This is a genomic window from Kribbella orskensis (assembly GCF_004342085.1).
Taxonomy (GTDB): domain Bacteria; phylum Actinomycetota; class Actinomycetes; order Propionibacteriales; family Kribbellaceae; genus Kribbella; species Kribbella orskensis.
This window is the reverse complement of sequence record NZ_SLWM01000006.1, coordinates 355,354-372,886: the sequence shown is the minus strand read 5'-3', so window position 1 is coordinate 372,886 and position 17,533 is coordinate 355,354. Positions and strand designations below refer to the sequence as shown.

Below are 17,533 nucleotides of genomic sequence, written 5' to 3'. Positions count from 1 at the left end.
TTGCTCAGTCCCATTCAAGTCCGCCACGACGCCACACGTAGGCGTACGCGATGAACACGGTTGCGATGAAGATGACCATCTCGACCAACCCGAACAGCGCCATCTGGTCGAAGGCGACGGCCCAGGGATAGAGGAAGATGATCTCGATGTCGAACACGATGAAGAGCATCGCGGTGATGTAGTACTTCACCGGGAAACGCCCGCCACCGACCGGCTGCGGGGTCGGCTCGATCCCGCACTCGTACGAGTCGAGCTTGGCCCGGTTGTAGCGCTTCGGGCCGACGAGCGCGCTCGTCACCAAGGTGCCCGCCACGAAGATCGTCGCGAGCACACCGAGGATGAGGATCGGTACGTAAGGGTGCATCTTGTGGGTGCTCCCTCCTTCTTGCGTCCGTACTGCCTGGTCGGTGGCTGTCTGTTGCTCTTCAGTCCTGTCCTGTTGCGGGACAGGACTGTGTTATCAGTACCGCTGTGTCTCAGGTCACCCGCCCCGCCGTTGTCAGGCGGCCGGGGCGACCTTGGTGAGACCGTTGATGATCTTGTCCATCACGTCGCCGTCGCGCGGATCGGTGAGGTTGGCCAGCAGTTTCAGGGTGAACTTCATCAAGGTGGTGCGCGGCAGACCGTACTTCGTGCACAGCCGCATCACCTCCGGATTTCCGATCAGCTTCACGAACACCCGGCCGAGCGTGTAGTAGCCGCCGTACTCCTGCTTGAGCGCCTTCGGGTACGCCGACAGCGCCCGCTCGCGCTGGTTCGGCTGCCGCCGCAGCGCCTGCGAGGCGACCTCGGCGGCGAACGCGCCGGACTCCATCGCGTACGGGATGCCTTCGCCATTGAACGGGTTCACCATGCCGCCCGCATCACCCAGGAGCATGAGTCCACGGGTGTAGTGCGGCTGCCGGTTGAAGCCCATCGGCAGCGCCGCGCCCCGGATCGGGATGGTCTGGAACTCGTCGCGGAACTGCCACTCCTCGGGAGTGTTCTTCAGCCACTGCTTCAGCAGGTCGGAGTAGTCCACCTTGCCGAAGGCGTCGGAGGTGTTCAGGATGCCGAGGCCGACGTTGACCGTGCCGTCGCCCATCCCGAAGATCCAGCCGTAGCCGGGCAGCAGGTTGCGCTGACCGGGCTGCTGCGGGTCGTCGGCCCACAGCTCCAGCCACGACTCGAGGTAGTCGTCGTCGTGGCGCGGGCTGGTGAAGTAGGTGCGCACGGCCACGCCCATCGGGCGGTCGTCGCGCTTGTGCAGGCCCATCGAGACACTGAGCCGCGAGGAGTTGCCGTCGGCGGCCATCACCAGCGGCGCCCGGAACTCGAGGTCGGCGCCGGCCCGGCGGCCGTTGTCGTCGACCGGCTTCGCGGTGACGCCGACGATGAAGCCCCGGTCGTCCAGGATCGGGGCGGTCACGTTGGTCCGCTCCCGCAGCTGGGCGCCGGCCTTGACGGCCTGCCGGGCGAGCATGTCGTCGAAGTCCATCCGGTTCCGGGTCAGCCCGTAGTTCGGGTGGCTGGCCAGGTCCGGCCAGTCGAGCTGCAGCACGTGCCCGGCGCCGCGGATCCGCAGCCCGTAGTTGGGGATCCAGCCGGCCTCGGGCGAGATGTCGATGCCCATGTTGATCAGCTGCTTGGTACCGCGCGGGGTGAGCCCGTCGCCGCACACCTTCTCGCGCGGGAACGCGGTCTTCTCCAGCAGCAGCACGTCCAGGCCGGCGTTGGCCAGATGGTACGCGGCAGCCGAGCCCGCGGGCCCCGCACCGACGACGATCACATCAGCGGTCTCGGCCTGCTGCCTGTTCGGCGCGCTCTGGCTCATCTCATCCCGGCCTGAAGGTTGGGCTGTCACTCGTGAAGGGATTCACGAGGCCTGGTCAGCTGACAGTCTAGGACTGCCTGACTTGGACACGAAACCGGCCCGTAACCCCTTGCCTGCAACTCATTTATGCGCGATTTCCGTTGCGTAATTAGAGCGGCTTCACGCCGCGGTGGATGGCCACCAGGCCGCCGGTCAGGTTGCGCCACTGGACGTGGGTCCAGCCGGCGGCCTCGATCGTCCGGGCGAGTGGCTCCTGACCTGGCCAGGCGCGGACGGACTCGGCCAGGTAGACGTAGGCGTCGGGGTTGGTGGAGACCGCCTTCGCGACCACCGGGACGGCTCGCATCATGTACTCGAGGTAGGCCACCCGGAACGGTTTCCAGGTCGGGTGGGAGTTCTCCAGCACCACCAGGCGGCCGCCCGGCCTGGTCACCCGGAGCATCTCCCGCAGTGCCACCGTGACGTCGTTCACGTTCCGCAGCGCCCAGGAGATGGTGACCACGTCGAAGGTCTCGTCCGCGAACGGCAGCCGGAGCGCGTCGCCGGCGATCAGGTCCAGCTCGGGGTTGCGGCGCTTGCCGACCCGGAGCATGCCGACCGAGAAGTCGCACGACACCACCTCGGCACCCGCCTCGCGCAGCTTCACGCTGGAGGCGCCCGTCCCGGCGGCCAGGTCGAGGATCCTCATCCCCTTCCGCGGCGCGATCTCCGCCAGCGTCTGGGGCCGCCAGTGCAGCTTCTCCAGCCCCATCGTGGCGACCGCGTTGGTCCGGTCGTAGCCCTCAGCCACGTTGTCGAACATCGCAGCGACGGCTTCGGGCTGTTTGGTGAGGTCTGCGCGGTTCACAGTGTCTAGTGGATCACGGCTCCGACAGGCTCCGAAACTCGCTGGACACGCGGGCGGCATACGCTTACTTGCCGTGAGCGAATCTCCATTGAGCCGGCCGGCCATCGAGACCCGGGGCCGGGAAGCGAGCGAGGAGTGTTGCCGTGAGCTTGTCTGACCCGGTCGTACCCGGCCACGAGCCGGCTCCCCAGCTGGTCGTTCGCAGCCAGCGGATCGAAGGCGTCGCCGCGGCCCTGATGGATCACCTGCCCGAGACCGGCGGACTGGCCTGGGTACGGCGGGGCGACGGTCACGTCGGCTGGGGCGTCGCCGCCCGGCTCGCGATTGCTGGTGGCAACCGGTTCACCGAGGCGCAGACCTGGTGGCAGGACCTGACCGGCGCCGCGGTGGTCCGCGACGAAGTCGGTGTGCCGGGCTCCGGCCTGGTCTGCTTCGGCTCCTTCGGCTTCACCGACGCCGACCCCAGCGAGCTGGTGGTGCCCGAGGTGATCGTCGGCCGCCGCGGCGGCATCACCTGGGTGACGACGATCTCCGGCGCGAGCTCGATCGCCGCTCCCCCGGAGCTGACCCGGTACGAGCCCGAGCCGGTCGGCCAGGTCGCCTTCGCCGACGGTGCCCGGTCCGGCGCCGAGTGGTCCGGGATCGTGGCCGACGCGGTCCAGCGGATCACCGGTGGCGAGCTCGACAAGGTGGTGCTGGCGCGCGACCTGGTCGCGATCGCGTCCGAGCCGATCGACCTGCGCTGGCCGCTGCGCCGGCTCGCCGCGGCGTACCCGAACTGCTGGACGTTCTCCGTCGACGGGCTGATCGGCGCCACTCCGGAACTGCTGGTCCGGCGGGAGAAGGGCCTGATCACCTCCCGGGTACTGGCCGGCACGATCCGGCGTACCGGCGACGACGCACACGATCTCGCGCTGGCCGCGTCGCTGGCCCGGTCGAGCAAGGACCTCGAGGAGCACGAGTTCGCGGTCCGCTCGGTGGCCGACGCGCTGAAGCCGCACTGCAAGTCGATGAACGTGCCCGAGACCCCGTTCGTGCTGCACCTGCCGAACGTGATGCATCTCGCCTCCGACGTGGCCGGGGTCGCCGCGAACGGCGCCTCCGCGCTCGGCCTCGCCGCCGCCCTGCACCCCTCCGCAGCAGTCTGCGGTACGCCGACCGACGTCGCGCGGGACGTGATCGGTGAGATCGAGGGGATGTCACGCGGCCGGTTCAGCGGCCCCGTCGGCTGGATGGACGCAGGCGGCGACGGCGAGTGGTGCATCGCACTGCGCTGCGGCCAGGCCGACCCCCAAGACCCGACCAGGATGCGCCTGTTCGCCGGCGCCGGCATCGTCGCCGGCTCCGACCCAGAGGCCGAACTGGCCGAGACCAACGCCAAGTTGGTTCCGATGAGAGACGCTCTGGGAGATTGACCGTGAAGCTCACGAAGTACACGCATGCGTGTGTCCGGCTCGAGAAGGACGGGAAGGTGCTGCTGATCGATCCGGGCACCTTCACCGAGGACGAGGCGTTCGCCGCCGCGGACGCGATCCTGGTCACGCACGAGCACGGCGACCACATCGACACCGACCGGGTGAAGGACCTCGACGCCCCGATCTGGACCAACGCCGGCGCCGCGTCGCAACTCACCGAGCTCGGCGACCGGGTCAACGTGGTGGCCGACGGCAGCAGCTTCGAAGCGGCCGGGTTCTCGGTCCGTGCCTACGGCAAGGATCACGCGATCATCCTGCCGGAGCTGGGGGTTCCGTGCGAGAACATCGGCTTCCTGGTCGAGGACGCGGTCTACCACCCGGGTGACTCGTTCACCCGGCCCGACCGCCAGGTGCACACCAACCTGGTCCCGGTCTCGGGCCCGTGGTTCGCCCTGCCGCCGGCCGTCGAGTACGCCCGCGCCGTGAACGCGACGCAGACCCTCGGCATCCACGAGGCCCTGCTCAGCCAGATCGGCCAGGGCATGATGAAGCGCTTCCTCGACGGCCAGGAAGACCGCCCCTACCTGCTGGTGACCCCGGGCGACTCGGTCGAGATCGTCTAGACATGGCGCACCGTCGTACTCACGAGGCGAAGGTGAGGTCGACGAAGTCGGCGACCGGGACGTAGCCCGCCTGCGCGTAGATCTTGTTCGAGGTCGGGTTCGCCAGGTCCGTGTAGAGGCAGGCCTGGTTGCCGTCAGCAAGGATCCCGGCGGTGACGTGCACGGTCAGAGCGCCTGCGTACCCGTGCCGGCGGTGCTCGGGCGGCGTGTAGACCGGCCCGACCCGGCAGACGCCGTACTGCGGGCGGTGGTACCCGACCATGCTCACCGGCACCCCGTCGACCTCCCAGAACCACATCGTGCCGGCCTCCAGGTGACGCTCGGCCCAGTCCAGGTCGACACTTTTGATCTCTTCGCCACCGAATCCGTCGAAACTCCACTCGGCCGCGCGCTGGACGTCGGACGAGGTCATCGGACGGGGATTGCCCTCGGCCGGCAACTGATGGAGCGAGACCAGCTTGTGCAGCCGCGTCCCCTTGCCCTCGGTCCAGGTGGTGCCGTGCAGCTCGGACCAGCGATCGCCGAAGGCCGTCACCGCGGCCCGGTCACCCGCCACCGTGGCGAGGTCCGGCACCAGCTCGGAGTACGCATCGGCTACGTCCGCCGCCAGGTCCGCGGGCAGGGCGCCGAGGTAGACCGGGCGGTCCGGAGTACGCATCGCCGCGCCGATCACCTCTCCGGCTCCGTCGTGCACGGAGGCGTAGTACGCCGGATCGGGCTCGATGCGGTAGGTGCCCGCGGCGCGCTCGCCGACGTTGGTCATGATCAGGGTGTGCAGCACGGGATCCCTTTCCAGGAAGGGAAAGACCGTCGCCTGGAACTCGGCCGCGTCACTCGTCACCCGGACACCCATACCTGGTCACCTTAGTGTGCGGCGCTCGGCCGGGCAGGTGGTTTTACACTGCGAGCATGTCCACCACGCGGTTGCTCCTGCTCGGGGTCGTCCGGATCTTCCAGCCGGCGTACGGCTACCAGCTGCGCCGCGAGCTGATCACGTGGGACGTGCAGCACTGGGCGAACATCAACCCCGGTTCCATCTACACGGGACTTCGCACGCTGGCCAAGCACGGCTTCCTGGAGGAGCTGGAGGAAGGCGCCGGACGCAAGCCGGGGCGTACGTCGTACAAGCTGACCGCGGACGGGGAGAGCGAGTACTTCACGCTGCTGCGGAAGGCGCTGTGGAGCGTGGACGGCTTCCGGCCGGACCAGATGCAGGCGGCTCTCAGCTTCCTGTGGTCGCTGCGGCGTGACGAGGTCGTGGCCGCGCTGGAGTCGCGCGTCGTGCAACTGGAGCAGCGGATGAAGGCGGAGCCGTTCTCGGAGCGGCAGATCGTCGAGGACCCGAGCACCCCGGACCATGTCGTCGAGATGTTCCGCATCAGCGCCGCCCGCGACAAAGGCGAGCTCGAGTGGACCCAGGCCTTCCATACCCGAGTCACCGAAGGCGCCTACTCCTTCGCCGGCGAACCCCCCACCTGGCAACCCGCCCCCGGCACCTTCCCGTACTGGAACGTCATCCCCGACCCACCGGACTGATAGACACCTCTCAGTCGGCCGCGCCCTTGAGGCGGCCTCCACAGTCACCCAATGCTCCGGTCGGTCACGCGAGCTCGCAGCAGTTACTGATGCAGCATGCCTTGATCAACTCGCGGTCAGGGGCGTTTCAGGGTTAATCAATGTTGACTATTCAATGTTGAGTGTTTGAGACTGGGGGCATGATGATCGAAGCTCGCGGGCTTGTCCGCACCTTCAAGACCAAGCGCGGGCCGGTGCAGGCCGTGCAGGGGGTAGACCTGAATGTGGCCGACGGGGAGATCGTCGGCTTCCTCGGCCCGAACGGGGCCGGCAAGACGACCACGATGCGGATGCTGGCGACCCTGATCGAGCCGACCAGCGGCACCGCCACTGTCGCGGGGTGCGACCTGGCGAAGGACCCGGTCGGCGTCCGCCGCCGGATCGGGTACGTGCCGCAGAGCGGTTCCACGCTGCCCGAGGCGATCGCCGGGGACGAGGTCGTCGACCACGCCCGGCTGTACGGCGTGGACAAGAAGAGGGCGATCGCCGACGGCCAGCGGCTGTTCGGAGAGCTGGACCTGCCCGGACTCTGGCGGCGGCAGTGCAAGACCCTGTCGGGCGGTCAGCGGCGGCGGCTGGACATCGTGATGGGGCTGATCCACGACCCCAAGCTGATCTTCCTGGACGAGCCGACCACCGGCCTCGACCCGCAGGCCCGGGCGAACCTGTGGGAGCACATCCGGGACCTCCGCGAGCGCGGCGCGACGATCTTCCTCACCACCCACTACCTGGACGAGGCGGACGCACTGTGCGACCGGATCCTGGTCATCGACCACGGCAAGATCGTGGCCGCGGGCAAGCCGGAGGAGCTGAAGCAGCAGGTCTCCGGCGACGGTGTCCGGCTCAGCCTGGCCGACGCGGAGAACGCGCCTGCGGTGGCCAAGATCGTCAAGGAACTGCCGGGCGCGGTCGCCATTGAGACCGAGGGTGACGTGGTCGGGTTCCGGATCCCCAAGGGTGGGTCGGTGCTGCCGTCGCTGCTCCGCACGATCGATGCCCAGGGCATCGAGCTGAACGGCGTCGAGGTGCACCGGCCGACGCTCGACGACGTGTTCCTGACCATGACCGGGCGCTCTCTGCGCGACGGCAGCGAGACGCCGGCCGGGGCCCAGAAGGAGGCGGCGGCATGACCGTGCTGACCCTGACCCCGACCCACCGCCCAGGATCGGTGCTGCGAGAGACCTGGATCGTCTTCAACCGCGCGATGCGGTTGTCGCTGCGCAACCCGATGTGGTCGATCCTGATGCTCAGCCAGCCGCTGCTGTACCTGTTCCTGTTCGGCCCGCTGCTGAAGCCGATCACCGCGCAGATCAGCCAGGGCGCGACCACCAACGCCTACCAGGTGTTCATCCCTGGCCTGATCGTGCAGCTCGGCATGTTCGGCGCGATGTTCGTCGGCTTCGGCCTGATCGCGGAGTACCGGGCCGGCGTGATCGAGGCCGACCGCGTCACGCCCGCGTCCCGGATCGCCCTGATGGCAGGACGCGTACTGCGGGACGTCGTGGTCCTGGTGGTCCAGTCGATCCTGCTGCTGGTGGTGTCGATCCCGATGGGCCTGCGCGCACCGTGGGACGGCGTACTCCTGTCCCTCGTGATCGTGGCTCTGCTGGGCGCGACCTTCGCCTCGCTGTCGTACTCGGTCGCCCTGATCACCAAGAGCGAGGACGCCCTGGCTCCGCTGCTGAACGGGATCGCGATGCCGTTGCTGCTACTCTCGGGCATCCTGCTGCCGATGCAGATCGGCCCGACCTGGTTGCAGCGCCTGTCCGACATCAGTCCGCTGAAGCACGTGGTGAACGGCGTCCGCGCCCTCTTCCGCGGCGACATCGGCAGCAGCGCCTCGCTCTGGGGCCTCTTCTGGGTAGTCCTCCTGACGGTGATCGGCCTGGCCGTAGGCGCCCGCACCTTCCGCAAGGAATCCGCCTAACGCCGGGCCTTTGTTCATCGGGGAGTCGCCGAGCGAGGTTAGCGTCGGCGGCATGCGGGTGCCGTCGGCGTTGGTTCGTGGGGTCGTCGGATCGTGTGTGGTGGCCGCCGCGAGCCTGGTGACGTCGGTGGTGCCGGAGTCGTCGTGGGTGGCGTCGCTGCCGATCGCCAGTGACCTACGGGCCACCCTGCCGGGGCGGATGACCGGGCTGACCTTGATGGTGGCCGGGCTCGGGCTGATGGTGTGGGCCTGGCTGTCGGTCGGCCGGGAGGTCCTAGCCGGGGTCCGGCATCGGCTGGTCCCGTTGGCGGCCTGGTGGAGTGCGCCGCTGCTGCTGATGCCGCCGCTGTTCAGCCGCGACGCGTGGAGCTACGCCGCCCAGGGTGCTCTCGTCGCCAAGGGCTACGACCCGTACAGCGTGGGCCCGGGCGTGCTGTCGGGCCACGTGACCGAAGCGGTTGACCCGATGTGGATGAGCACCCCAGCGCCGTACGGGCCACTGCCGCTCGCGTACGGCGGTCTCGCGGCGCGGCTCACCCTTGACCCGTATGTGCTGATGCTGGCTCACCGTGCTCTGGCCGTGCTGGGGATCTTGCTGATCGCCTGGGCTGTCCCGCGACTGGCCACCGCCTGCAGGGTGGACCCGACAGTCGCGACCTGGTTGGTCGTTGCCAACCCCGTGCTGATCACGCACGGCCTGGGCGCGGCGCACAACGACGTACTGATGCTGGGCCTTGCGTGTTCTGCGTTTGCGCTGGCTCTGACTGGCCATTGGGGCACTGCCGCCGTACTGGCCGGGGCTGCGGCTGCAGTGAAGGCACCGGGCGGACTCGTGGTGATCGCCATAGCCGCAGTGATGAGCCCACTAGCAGGAAGAGCCCGCTTGCGGCTGGCAAGTCTCGCCATATCCGGCTCCGTCGCGGTACTGACTCTGGTGACGATCGGTGAATTGGTTGGGGTGGGCTCCGGCTGGCTGAGCGCTCTCGACGTACCAGGGCTGGTGAGGTCGCCGCTGTCGATCGCCAACCTCATCGGCCTCGGGGCGTCCGGAGTACTGGCGTGGCTCGGTGAGGACGGCGCCGCCCAACAGGCCCTGCAGATCGTGCGACTGCTCGGCATCCTCACCGCGCTCGGCCTGATCGCAGTACTAGGGCTGCTCTCGTCCATCCACAACGCCGCCCGGGCGGTCGGGATCGCCTTGCTGGCAGTGGTTCTGCTGGGTCCCACGGCTCACGACTGGTACTTCCTCTGGGGCGTACCGTTCCTCGCGGTCGCCCGTCCCGGCCGCAAGCTGACCACGGCTCTGATCGGCGTCAGCATCATCCTCACCGTCGCCGCGCCGCTCAACTCCTCGCTGCGCGGCGCGGTGATCCCCATCCTCATGACGACCTCGCTGGTGCTGGTAGTCGTCGGCACCCTGCTGGGAAGGCTCAGGACCATGCAGCCACAGCCACAGCCCAAGGTGGTCGCTACAGCTGGCTGACTGCCCGCAGCAGCTCGGCTTGCAAGTCGCGATGGGTGGCACGGTCGACCCGAGCCTCTACTACGTCGATGCCCGCGACAGTGCGGACCAGAGCCGCCCGCAGAGCGTCCGCTGTCTCAGCCAAGGTGTACGGCGTGCCACTGGCCGCGCAGAGAGCTGCCAGGTCGACGTTGTGAGGCGTGCCGAAGACACGCTCGAAGTAGTCGCCGTGGTTGGAATCCCCTTGTTCCAGGGTCGAGAAGATACCGCCGCCGTTGTCGTTGACCACCACGATGCGCAGGTCGGGCCGGGGCTCGGCCGGACCGATCACCAGGCCGTTGGCGTCGTGCAGGAAGGCCAGATCACCGACCAGCGCGTACGTCGGGCCGGCGTTGGCGAGGGCGGCTCCGACAGCCGTGGAGAGGGTGCCGTCGATGCCGGCCAGCCCGCGGTTCGCCACTGTCCGGATCGGTACGACGGGAGCCAGGTCGAGGTCGCGCACGGGGTTGGAGGACGCCACCACCAGCATGCCGTCGGCCCCGACCGCTTCCCCGACGATCGCGGCGATGGCCGGACCGGGAAGCCCGTCGGACAACACCTTGTCGAGCGCGGGGCGCGCCTGCTCGTCCAACTGCTGCCAGCGGCTGAACCAGTCGGTCCGGTCCGCGGCGGTGACCTCCAGGCCGGTGACGACCGCGGTGGCCCGGCGGCCGGCGTCCGGCCAGAGCCCGGTCGGGGCGACGACGATCACCTCGACGTCCGGGCGCGCGAGCAGTTTGGCGACCGGCCGGGACAGCGTCGGGTGGCCGAAGACCAGCACCCGCTCGATCTCGTCCGTCAAAGAAGTTGCTGCCAGCAACAACCGGTAGGCCGAGATGACCGCCGGCCCGGTCCTGGCCCGGCTGGACGGCTCGGCGAACAAGGGCCAGTTGCCGGCCTCGGCAGCAAGCCGCGCGGCCTGGGACGCGCCGTCACCGGCCACCACGACGGTCTTCGGACCGGGCGCGATCGACGACGGCAGGGCGGCGGTCGCGTGCACGCTCGTCCACGGGCCGCTGCGTCCCTCCAGCGACTCCGGCCAATCGCCGTCGTTCGTCGGGACCAGCGGTTCGACCAGTGCGCAGTTGAGGTGCACCGGCCCCGGGTCCGAAGTACGGGCGCCGACTGCGGTCGAGACCGCCCGCGCGAGCAGCGAACGCCAGTAGGCGGCCTGGCCGAGCTCTCGCTTCGGTGTGCCGATCTCGTGGAACAGGCGCACGGCGGAGCCGAACACCTTGAGCTGGTCGGTCGTCTGGTTCGCCCCGCTCCCCCGCAACTCCGGCGGACGGTCGGCGCTCAGCACGATCAGCGGCAGCCCGCTGTGCGACGCCTCGAGGACAGCCGGGTGCAGGTTGGCCACCGCAGTACCGGAGGTGGTGACGACTGGTACCGGCAGTCCGGTGCCGCGGATCAGCCCGAGCGCCAGGAACCCCGCAGTCCGTTCGTCGATCCGCACGTGGAGGCGCAGCCGTCCCTCGCGGTCGGCGGCGGCCAGTGCCAGCGCAAGCGGCGCGCTGCGCGAACCCGGAGCCAGTACGGCCTCCCGGACGCCGGAGCGGATCAGCTCGTCGACCACCACAGTCGCGAACGCAGTGGACGGGTTCATCCGGTCCTACCTTTCAGTGATTCGACTCGGGCCAGTCGAGCGTTCCACTTGGCAGTGGTCACTGGGTCGGCCGTAGCGGCCGCAAGCAGGGCTGGATCCGGCTCGAGCCGCTTGACCGGCAGGAACCCGCCCGCAGGAAGCAGTGGTTCGGCGACGACCTCTGACGTGAACAGCGACACCGTGGCAAGCCCGCACGCATAAGGAAGCTCCGGCAACGCCGCAGCCAGGGCTACCCCCGCAGCGATACCCACTGAGGTCTCGAGCGCCGACGACACCACCACCGGCAGACCGATCTGCTCGGCGATCTCGAGGCACGCCCGGACGCCTCCGATGGGCTGCACCTTCAGTACCGCGATGTCCGCCGCCTCGAGCTTCTTCACCAGCAGGGGATCCTCCGCCCGCCGGATGGACTCGTCCGCAGCCACCAGCACGTCAGTACGCCGACGTACTGCGGCCAGGTCCTCCACAGAAGCGCACGGCTGCTCCACATACTCCAGGTCGAACCGCGCAAGCTCCTTCAAGCTCCGCAGAGCCTCATCCACTGACCAAGCGCCGTTCGCATCGATCCGGACGTGTCCGTCGGCCCCCAGCGCATCCCGCACAGCCTCGACGCGCTCCAGGTCGTCCGCAAGCGTCTGTCCCGGCTCGGCCACCTTGACCTTGGCAGTGGCACAGCCGGAAGCTCGCACGATCTCGGCAGCCTGCCCCGGACCGATCGCCGGCACAGTGCAGTTCACCGGTACTACGGAACGCAGCGGCGCGGGCCATCCGTCCACGGCGGCCTCCCGGGCGGCCCGGAGCCAGGACACGCAGGTGGCGTCGTCGTAGTCGAGGAACGGGCTCCACTCCGCCCAGCCCGCGGGACCTTCGAACAGCATGCCCTCGCGAACAATGATGCCCCGGAAGCGATTCCGCAGGCCGATCGCATAGGTGATCACCGGGCGACGCCCTCGAGCAGTCCCTGCCGGTCGACCTTGCCCGAGGCAAGCATCGGCAGAGCTGCCAGCCGGACCACGTCCCGGGGAGCCCAGGTGCGCGGCAGGACCTCGGCCACGAAGTCACGGAGCTCGTCGCGACCCGGCTCGTTGCGCCCTGGTTCGCCTCCGCCTGGGCGGCCGACGACGAACGCGACCACCCGGCTGCCCCACTCCGGGTCGGGCACGCCCAGGACGACTGCGTCCGAGACCCCGGGGTGTTCGAGCAGGCGCGCCTGCACGGCAGTGAGCGTGATGTTGACGCCGCCGGAGATCACCACGTCGTCGAGCCGGCCGATCACCTGCAGGCGGCCGTCGACGAACCGCCCGCGGTCCTGCGTCCGGAACCAGCGGTCGTGGAACACCTCGGCGGTCAGTTGAGGTCGCAGCCGGTAGCCCGAGAACAACGTAGGCCCGCTGATCAGGATCCGCTCGTCCTCCAGGCGCAACGACGTACCCGCGAGCGGTTCACCGGCGTACACGCAGCCGCTGCCGGTCTCGGTCATGCCGTAGGCGGGGACCGCGGTGACGCCCGCGGCCCGGGCGCGGGCCTTCAGGTCGGCCGGCATCGAGGCGCCGCCGATCACGATCGCGTCGAAGCTGAGCAACGCGTCCAGCTCGGTGTCGAGGTAGCGAGCCAGCTGCGTCGGGACCATCGCGCTGTACTTGCGCGGTCCGGTCAGCGCCGCGACCGCTTCCGCGAAGCCCGGGTGATCGGCCGAGACCACAGGAGCGAATCCGGCGAGCACTGAGCGCGTGAGTACCTGCAGCCCGCCCACGAAGTACGGCTGCATCGGGAGCAGCCACTGGCCCGGTCCGCCGAGCCGGTGGTGCGTGGCCGTGGCCGAGGCGAGCAGCGCGCTTCTGGAGAGCATGACGCCCTTGGGTTCGCCTGAGGAGCCCGAGGTGGTCAGGATTACCGCGCAGTCGTCCGACTCGAGCGGTTCGTCCGGAGCCACCGCCTGCCGGACCCGCTCGGCCGCTGCGGGGTCAGCCGGCAACGGGGCGAACGGCGTACCGGAGCCGTCGAGTACGGCGGTGAGCGCCGACAGCACGGCATCCGGGGTGCCTGGGACCAGGCGCAACGTAGACATGTCCACCTGAGCCTACGACGCGGCCGCGGCGGCTCCGCAGCCTGTGCCGCCCGCAAGCCCTTACCGACGAGCTGACAGAATCGTTAGTCATGGCTACCCCTGCCCAGTGGATCGAAGGCGCCCGTCCGCGAACACTGCCCGCCGCGATCGCTCCAGTGCTCGTCGGAACCGGTGCTGCCGCCTACCTGGACGGCTTCGTCTGGTGGAAGGCCCTGCTGGCCCTCGGCGTCGCGCTGGCTCTGCAGATCGGCGTGAACTACGCCAACGACTACTCGGACGGCATCCGCGGCACGGACGAGAACCGAGTCGGGCCGCTTCGCCTGGTCGGCTCCAAGGTCGCCACTCCCCAGCAGGTGAAGACGGCTGCGTTCGCCTGCTTCGGTGTCGGCGCGGTACTGGGTGTGGTGCTCTGTGCGACGTCCAACTGGTGGCTGCTGGTCGCCGGGGCCGCTTCGCTGGTCGGGGCGTGGTTCTACACCGGCGGCAAGAAGCCTTACGGGTACCGCGCGCTCGGCGAGGTCAGCGTCTTCCTCTTCTTCGGGTTGGTCGCTGTGCTCGGCACCACCTACGTGCAGGCCGAGACGCTCCACTGGACGGCCGTAGCCGGTGCAGTCGCCATCGGGTCGATCGCCTGCGCTCTGCTGGTCGCCAACAACCTTCGCGACATCCCGACGGACACCGAGACCGGCAAGCGCACCCTGGCCGTAGTACTGGGTGCTGCTCGGTCGCGGCGGCTCTATGCAGGGTTGATTGCTCTGGCGTTCATCCTGGCGGCGCTGTCGGCCTTGGCAACTCCGTGGGCTCTGCTGGCGCTCATCGCGCTGCCGCTGGGGTTCCGGGCCGTCAAGGTCGTCGTCAGCGACGCGGTCGGCCCGGCACTCATCCCTGTGCTGAAGGACACCGGCCTGACCGAACTGCTGTACGCCATCGGCCTGGCCGTCGGTCTCGCGCTGGGAGGCTAGCGGACGGGCTCGCGCCAGCGGCCGGTCGAGGCGAAGCTCTCCAGGGTCTCCAGGTACGGCGCGATGTCCAGGCCGTTCCGCTTCAGCCAGCCGTCGTCGTAGTACGTGTTGCCGTAGCGCTCGCCGCCGTCGCACAGCAGCGTCACGATGCTCCCGCGGACGCCCGTACGCCGCATCTCCGCCGCCAGCCGCAGGGATCCCCACAGGTTGGTACCGGTGGAGCCGCCGACCAGCCGGCCGGTGACCTCCGAGCAGAACCGCATCGCCGCGATCGACGCCGCGTCCGGCACCGCGATCATCCGGTCCACCACGCCGAGCACGAACGACGGCTCGACCCGCGGCCGGCCGATGCCCTCGATCCGGGACGGGCGGCCGGTGGAGTAGTCGCCGTCGGCGGCCTCGAACGCGGGAAAGAAGGCCGAGTTCTCCGGGTCCACCACGGCCACGCAGGTGTCGTGGCGCTGGTAGCGGATGTAGCGGCCGATGGTGGCCGAGGTGCCGCCGGTGCCCGCCCCGACCACGATCCAGGCCGGGATCGGGTGGTGCTCCAGGGAGAGCTGGCCGAAGATCGACTCGGCGATGTTGTTGTTGCCGCGCCAGTCGGTGGCCCGCTCGGCGTAGGTGAACTGGTCCATGTAGTGGCCGCCGGTCTCCTCGGCCAGCCGCTTGGCCTCGCCGTAGATCTGCCCGGAGCGCTCGACGAAGTGGCACCGGCCGCCGTAGAACTCGATCAGCTCGACCTTCTCGGGGCTGGTCGAGGCCGGCATCACCGCGACGAACGGCAGCCCGAGCATGCGCGCGAAGTACGCCTCGCTGACCGCGGTGGAGCCGCTGGACGCCTCGATGACCGTGGTGCCCTCCTGGATCCACCCGTTGCAGAGGGCGTAGAGGAACAGTGACCGGGCCAGCCGGTGCTTGAGCGAACCGGTCGGGTGCACGGACTCGTCCTTGAGGTACAGGTCCACTCCTGTGCTCTCCGGCATCGGGAACACGTGCAGATGGGTGTCCGCGGACCGGTTGGCGTCCGCGTCGACCAGGCGGATCGCCTCCGACACCCAGGCCCGGTCCTTCTCGCTGTACCGGTCTGCCTCGCGCGACGGCATGGGCTTGCTGGACGATCCAGATACCTCACTCATGGGGTCAGGCTAGGACAGCAAGGCGCTATTGAGTATTCCTACTCTCTGCAACCACCGGCGGCGGCGGAAGGATCGACGCATGATTCCGCTGGGGTTCGAGATGCATCTGTCGCCGGTCGAGCATGCTCTGGTGCTGGTCGTCCTGGGGTTGCTCGCGGCAGCCGCGGCGATGCCCGCGAGCCTGACGCTGGCGACGGTCGGGGCGGTCCGGTCCCAGCGGTCCGGACGGCCCGGGCTGGGCAACGGAATCTGGTACTGGTTCTGGGGTACGGCCCTGACCTGGGGGGCGATGGTCGTCGGGTTCAACCTGGACCTCGGCTGGTACTCGATCCCGGTCGGCTGGCTCCCCGGCCTGGCGGCCGCGGGACTGCTGTGGCCGCGGCGACGCGGACCCCTGGGCGAGCTACGTTGGGGGTCTACACGCCGACCTGTGGGGGAACGATGACCGAGCACGACGAGCGGCCGACCCGGCGGCGGGCCACGCTCACCGACATCAGCTCCCGGACCTGGGAGCACCCGGCGGACCGGGGCGCGCTGGTGGCGTTGCGGCAGCTCAAGGGCTTCGACTTCGTGCTGCGCAAGATGTCCGGGCTGATCAACGAGCGGGCCTTCCGGCTGCAGTTCCTCGGCTCCGCGATCCGGGTCGACGAGCGGCAGTTCCCCAAGGTCCACCGGCTCTACACCGAGGCCGGCAGCACGCTGGACGTCCGCGAGCTGCCCGAGCTGTACGTCACCAACAGCCCGGTCTGGAACGCGGTCACCATCGGCATGGACAAGCCGTTCATCGTGGTCAACAGCGCGCTGCTGCAGGGGCTGGACGACGAGGAGACCCGGTTCATCCTCGGCCACGAGCTCGGCCACGCGCAGAGCGGTCACGCCCTCTACCAGTCGCTGCTGTTCTGGCTGATGCGACTCACTGGCGCGCTGAACTGGATGCCGATCGGCGCCCTCGGCCTGCGCGGGATCATCGCCGCACTGCACGAGTGGTCCCGCAAGGCGGAGCTGTCCGGCGACCGGGCCGGCCTGCTCGCGGTCCAGGATCCGGCGGTCGCCCTGCGGGTGCAGATGAAGCTGGCCAGCGGCGGACAGCTCGGTGAGCTGGACACGACCGCCTTCCTCGCTCAGGGCAAGGAGTACGAGGGCGCCGGCGACCTGCGCGACAGCGTGCTCAAGCTGCTGCTGCTCGAGGCCCAGACACACCCCTTCGCCGTGATCCGCGCCTCCGAGCTGCGGCGCTGGGTGGATGAGGGCGACTACACCGCGATCGTCTCCGGCACCTACCCCAAGCGCCAGGACGACAAGGACGCCTCGATGTCCCAGGAGGCGAAGAACGCGGCCAAGTCGTACTCCGAAGCCTTCAACCGCTCCCAGGACCCCCTGGCCAAGTTCCTCCGCGACATGAGCGAGGGCCTGGGCGGAGTCCGCGAGTGGGTCTCCGCCAAGTTCCCCCCACGCTGACCCGATGACCGACCCGTCCACGCCCACCTTCGAGGTTTGAAAAGGTCGGGTGGTGGGGCGGCGAGGGGCGCGGGTGCGTCTGGAAGGGTAGGCGGGGTGATCGAACTTCGTGAACTGACTTCGGATGACTGGCAGGTCTGGCGGGCGCTGCGGCTGGCGGCGTTGGAGGAGGCGCCGTACGCGTTCGGATCGCGGCTGTCGGACTGGGCGGACGCCGAAGAGGACCGCTGGCGGGCACGGCTGGAGCTGCCCGGCTCCCGCAACGTGGTCGCCGAGCTCGACGGCCGGCCGGTCGGGATGGCGAGCGGCCTGCGGGCCGAGGAGGACGGTGTCGTCGAGCTCGTCTCGATGTGGATCGCCCCGGACGGCCGCGGCCGGGGTATCGGCGACCAGCTGATGGCCCAGGTCGAGCAGTGGGCCCGCGCGGCCGACGCCCGGGTACTGAAGCTTTCGGTTGTCGCAGGCAACGAAAAGGCCCACAACCTCTACCTGCGCGCCGGTTTCATCGACACCGACGAGTCCGGCGACCTGATGCCCGACGGCATCCACCGCGAGCTCGTCATGCGCAAACCCCTGACGGACTGACCACCACCCGAACAACC

The 17,533-nt window shown here is 69.3% G+C and carries 18 protein-coding genes; 10 read left to right on the top strand and 8 right to left on the bottom strand.

What is annotated here, in order from left to right; all coding sequences use genetic code 11:
- Window positions 1-4 precede the first annotated feature (4 nt).
- The 3 genes from EV644_RS19630 to EV644_RS19620 all read right to left on the bottom strand — a co-directional run bounded on the left by EV644_RS19630 (window position 5) and on the right by EV644_RS19620 (window position 2,660).
- Window positions 5-364: an NADH-quinone oxidoreductase subunit A gene (locus EV644_RS19630; protein WP_132189733.1), complete on the bottom strand. Its 360-nt coding sequence runs from the start codon at window positions 362-364 to the stop codon at window positions 5-7.
- 135 nt (window positions 365-499) lie between these two features.
- On the bottom strand, window positions 500-1,813 hold the full coding sequence (locus EV644_RS19625; RefSeq protein ID WP_132189732.1) for a geranylgeranyl reductase family protein: 1,314 nt from the start codon (window positions 1,811-1,813) through the stop codon (window positions 500-502).
- Between the two features lie 148 nt (window positions 1,814-1,961).
- Window positions 1,962-2,660 carry a demethylmenaquinone methyltransferase gene (locus EV644_RS19620; RefSeq protein WP_132189731.1) on the bottom strand — a complete coding sequence of 233 codons (699 nt, stop codon included), beginning with the start codon at window positions 2,658-2,660 and terminating at the stop codon, window positions 1,962-1,964.
- 143 nt (window positions 2,661-2,803) lie between these two features.
- Between EV644_RS19620 and EV644_RS19615 the strand changes: the two genes are divergently transcribed.
- Entirely contained in the window at window positions 2,804-4,075 is a 1,272-nt protein-coding gene (locus EV644_RS19615; protein WP_132189730.1) for an isochorismate synthase, read from the top strand.
- 2 nt (window positions 4,076-4,077) lie between these two features.
- On the top strand, window positions 4,078-4,698 hold the full coding sequence (locus EV644_RS19610; RefSeq protein ID WP_132189729.1) for an MBL fold metallo-hydrolase: 621 nt from the start codon (window positions 4,078-4,080) through the stop codon (window positions 4,696-4,698).
- Between the two features lie 19 nt (window positions 4,699-4,717).
- On the opposite strand, the gene EV644_RS19605 is transcribed toward EV644_RS19610, so the two are convergent.
- Window positions 4,718-5,551, bottom strand: a complete 834-nt coding sequence (locus EV644_RS19605; RefSeq protein WP_132189728.1) for a GNAT family N-acetyltransferase — start codon at window positions 5,549-5,551, stop codon at window positions 4,718-4,720.
- 56 nt (window positions 5,552-5,607) lie between these two features.
- Between EV644_RS19605 and EV644_RS19600 the strand changes: the two genes are divergently transcribed.
- The 4 genes from EV644_RS19600 to mptB all read left to right on the top strand — a co-directional run bounded on the left by EV644_RS19600 (window position 5,608) and on the right by mptB (window position 9,683).
- Window positions 5,608-6,234 (top strand): PadR family transcriptional regulator, encoded by a 627-nt coding sequence (locus tag EV644_RS19600; protein WP_132189727.1) that lies wholly within the window; start codon window positions 5,608-5,610, stop codon window positions 6,232-6,234.
- Between the two features lie 179 nt (window positions 6,235-6,413).
- Window positions 6,414-7,403, top strand: coding sequence for an ABC transporter ATP-binding protein (locus EV644_RS19595; RefSeq protein WP_132189726.1), 990 nt, complete (start codon window positions 6,414-6,416; stop codon window positions 7,401-7,403).
- Complete coding sequence (locus EV644_RS19590; RefSeq protein ID WP_132189725.1) at window positions 7,400-8,200, top strand: ABC transporter permease; 801 nt, start codon at window positions 7,400-7,402, stop codon at window positions 8,198-8,200. The genes EV644_RS19595 and EV644_RS19590 overlap by 4 nt, the downstream gene beginning before the upstream one ends.
- A 52-nt stretch (window positions 8,201-8,252) precedes the next feature.
- On the top strand, window positions 8,253-9,683 hold the full coding sequence (mptB, locus tag EV644_RS19585) for a polyprenol phosphomannose-dependent alpha 1,6 mannosyltransferase MptB (protein WP_199239897.1): 1,431 nt from the start codon (window positions 8,253-8,255) through the stop codon (window positions 9,681-9,683).
- On the opposite strand, the gene menD is transcribed toward mptB, so the two are convergent.
- From menD to menE, 3 genes are read right to left on the bottom strand one after another with little or no spacing between them, the layout of a single operon-like run.
- On the bottom strand, window positions 9,670-11,307 hold the full coding sequence (gene menD / locus EV644_RS19580; protein WP_132189724.1) for a 2-succinyl-5-enolpyruvyl-6-hydroxy-3-cyclohexene-1-carboxylic-acid synthase: 1,638 nt from the start codon (window positions 11,305-11,307) through the stop codon (window positions 9,670-9,672). The two genes, mptB and menD, sit on opposite strands and share 14 nt — an antisense overlap.
- Complete coding sequence (locus tag EV644_RS19575; RefSeq protein WP_132189723.1) at window positions 11,304-12,245, bottom strand: o-succinylbenzoate synthase; 942 nt, start codon at window positions 12,243-12,245, stop codon at window positions 11,304-11,306. The genes menD and EV644_RS19575 overlap by 4 nt, the downstream gene beginning before the upstream one ends.
- On the bottom strand, window positions 12,242-13,375 hold the full coding sequence (gene menE / locus EV644_RS19570) for an o-succinylbenzoate--CoA ligase (protein ID WP_132189722.1): 1,134 nt from the start codon (window positions 13,373-13,375) through the stop codon (window positions 12,242-12,244). Before menE ends, EV644_RS19575 begins: the two co-directional genes overlap by 4 nt.
- 89 nt (window positions 13,376-13,464) lie before the next feature.
- On the opposite strand from menE, the gene EV644_RS19565 reads away from it, so the two are divergent.
- Complete coding sequence (locus EV644_RS19565) at window positions 13,465-14,337, top strand: 1,4-dihydroxy-2-naphthoate polyprenyltransferase (protein ID WP_132189721.1); 873 nt, start codon at window positions 13,465-13,467, stop codon at window positions 14,335-14,337.
- On the opposite strand, the gene cds1 is transcribed toward EV644_RS19565, so the two are convergent.
- A complete protein-coding gene (cds1, locus tag EV644_RS19560; RefSeq protein WP_439649173.1) occupies window positions 14,334-15,473 on the bottom strand; it encodes an L-cysteine desulfhydrase Cds1 in 1,140 nt (379 codons plus the stop codon). The genes EV644_RS19565 and cds1 overlap by 4 nt on opposite strands.
- A 79-nt stretch (window positions 15,474-15,552) precedes the next feature.
- Between cds1 and EV644_RS19555 the strand changes: the two genes are divergently transcribed.
- From EV644_RS19555 to EV644_RS19545, 3 genes are all read left to right on the top strand, one after another.
- On the top strand, window positions 15,553-15,918 hold the full coding sequence (locus EV644_RS19555) for a hypothetical protein (protein ID WP_132189720.1): 366 nt from the start codon (window positions 15,553-15,555) through the stop codon (window positions 15,916-15,918).
- A complete protein-coding gene (locus tag EV644_RS19550) occupies window positions 15,915-16,931 on the top strand; it encodes a M48 family metallopeptidase (protein ID WP_132189719.1) in 1,017 nt (338 codons plus the stop codon). The genes EV644_RS19555 and EV644_RS19550 overlap by 4 nt, the downstream gene beginning before the upstream one ends.
- Before the next feature lie 96 nt (window positions 16,932-17,027).
- Complete coding sequence (locus EV644_RS19545; RefSeq protein WP_132189718.1) at window positions 17,028-17,516, top strand: GNAT family N-acetyltransferase; 489 nt, start codon at window positions 17,028-17,030, stop codon at window positions 17,514-17,516.
- The last annotated feature ends 17 nt before the right edge of the window (window positions 17,517-17,533 follow it).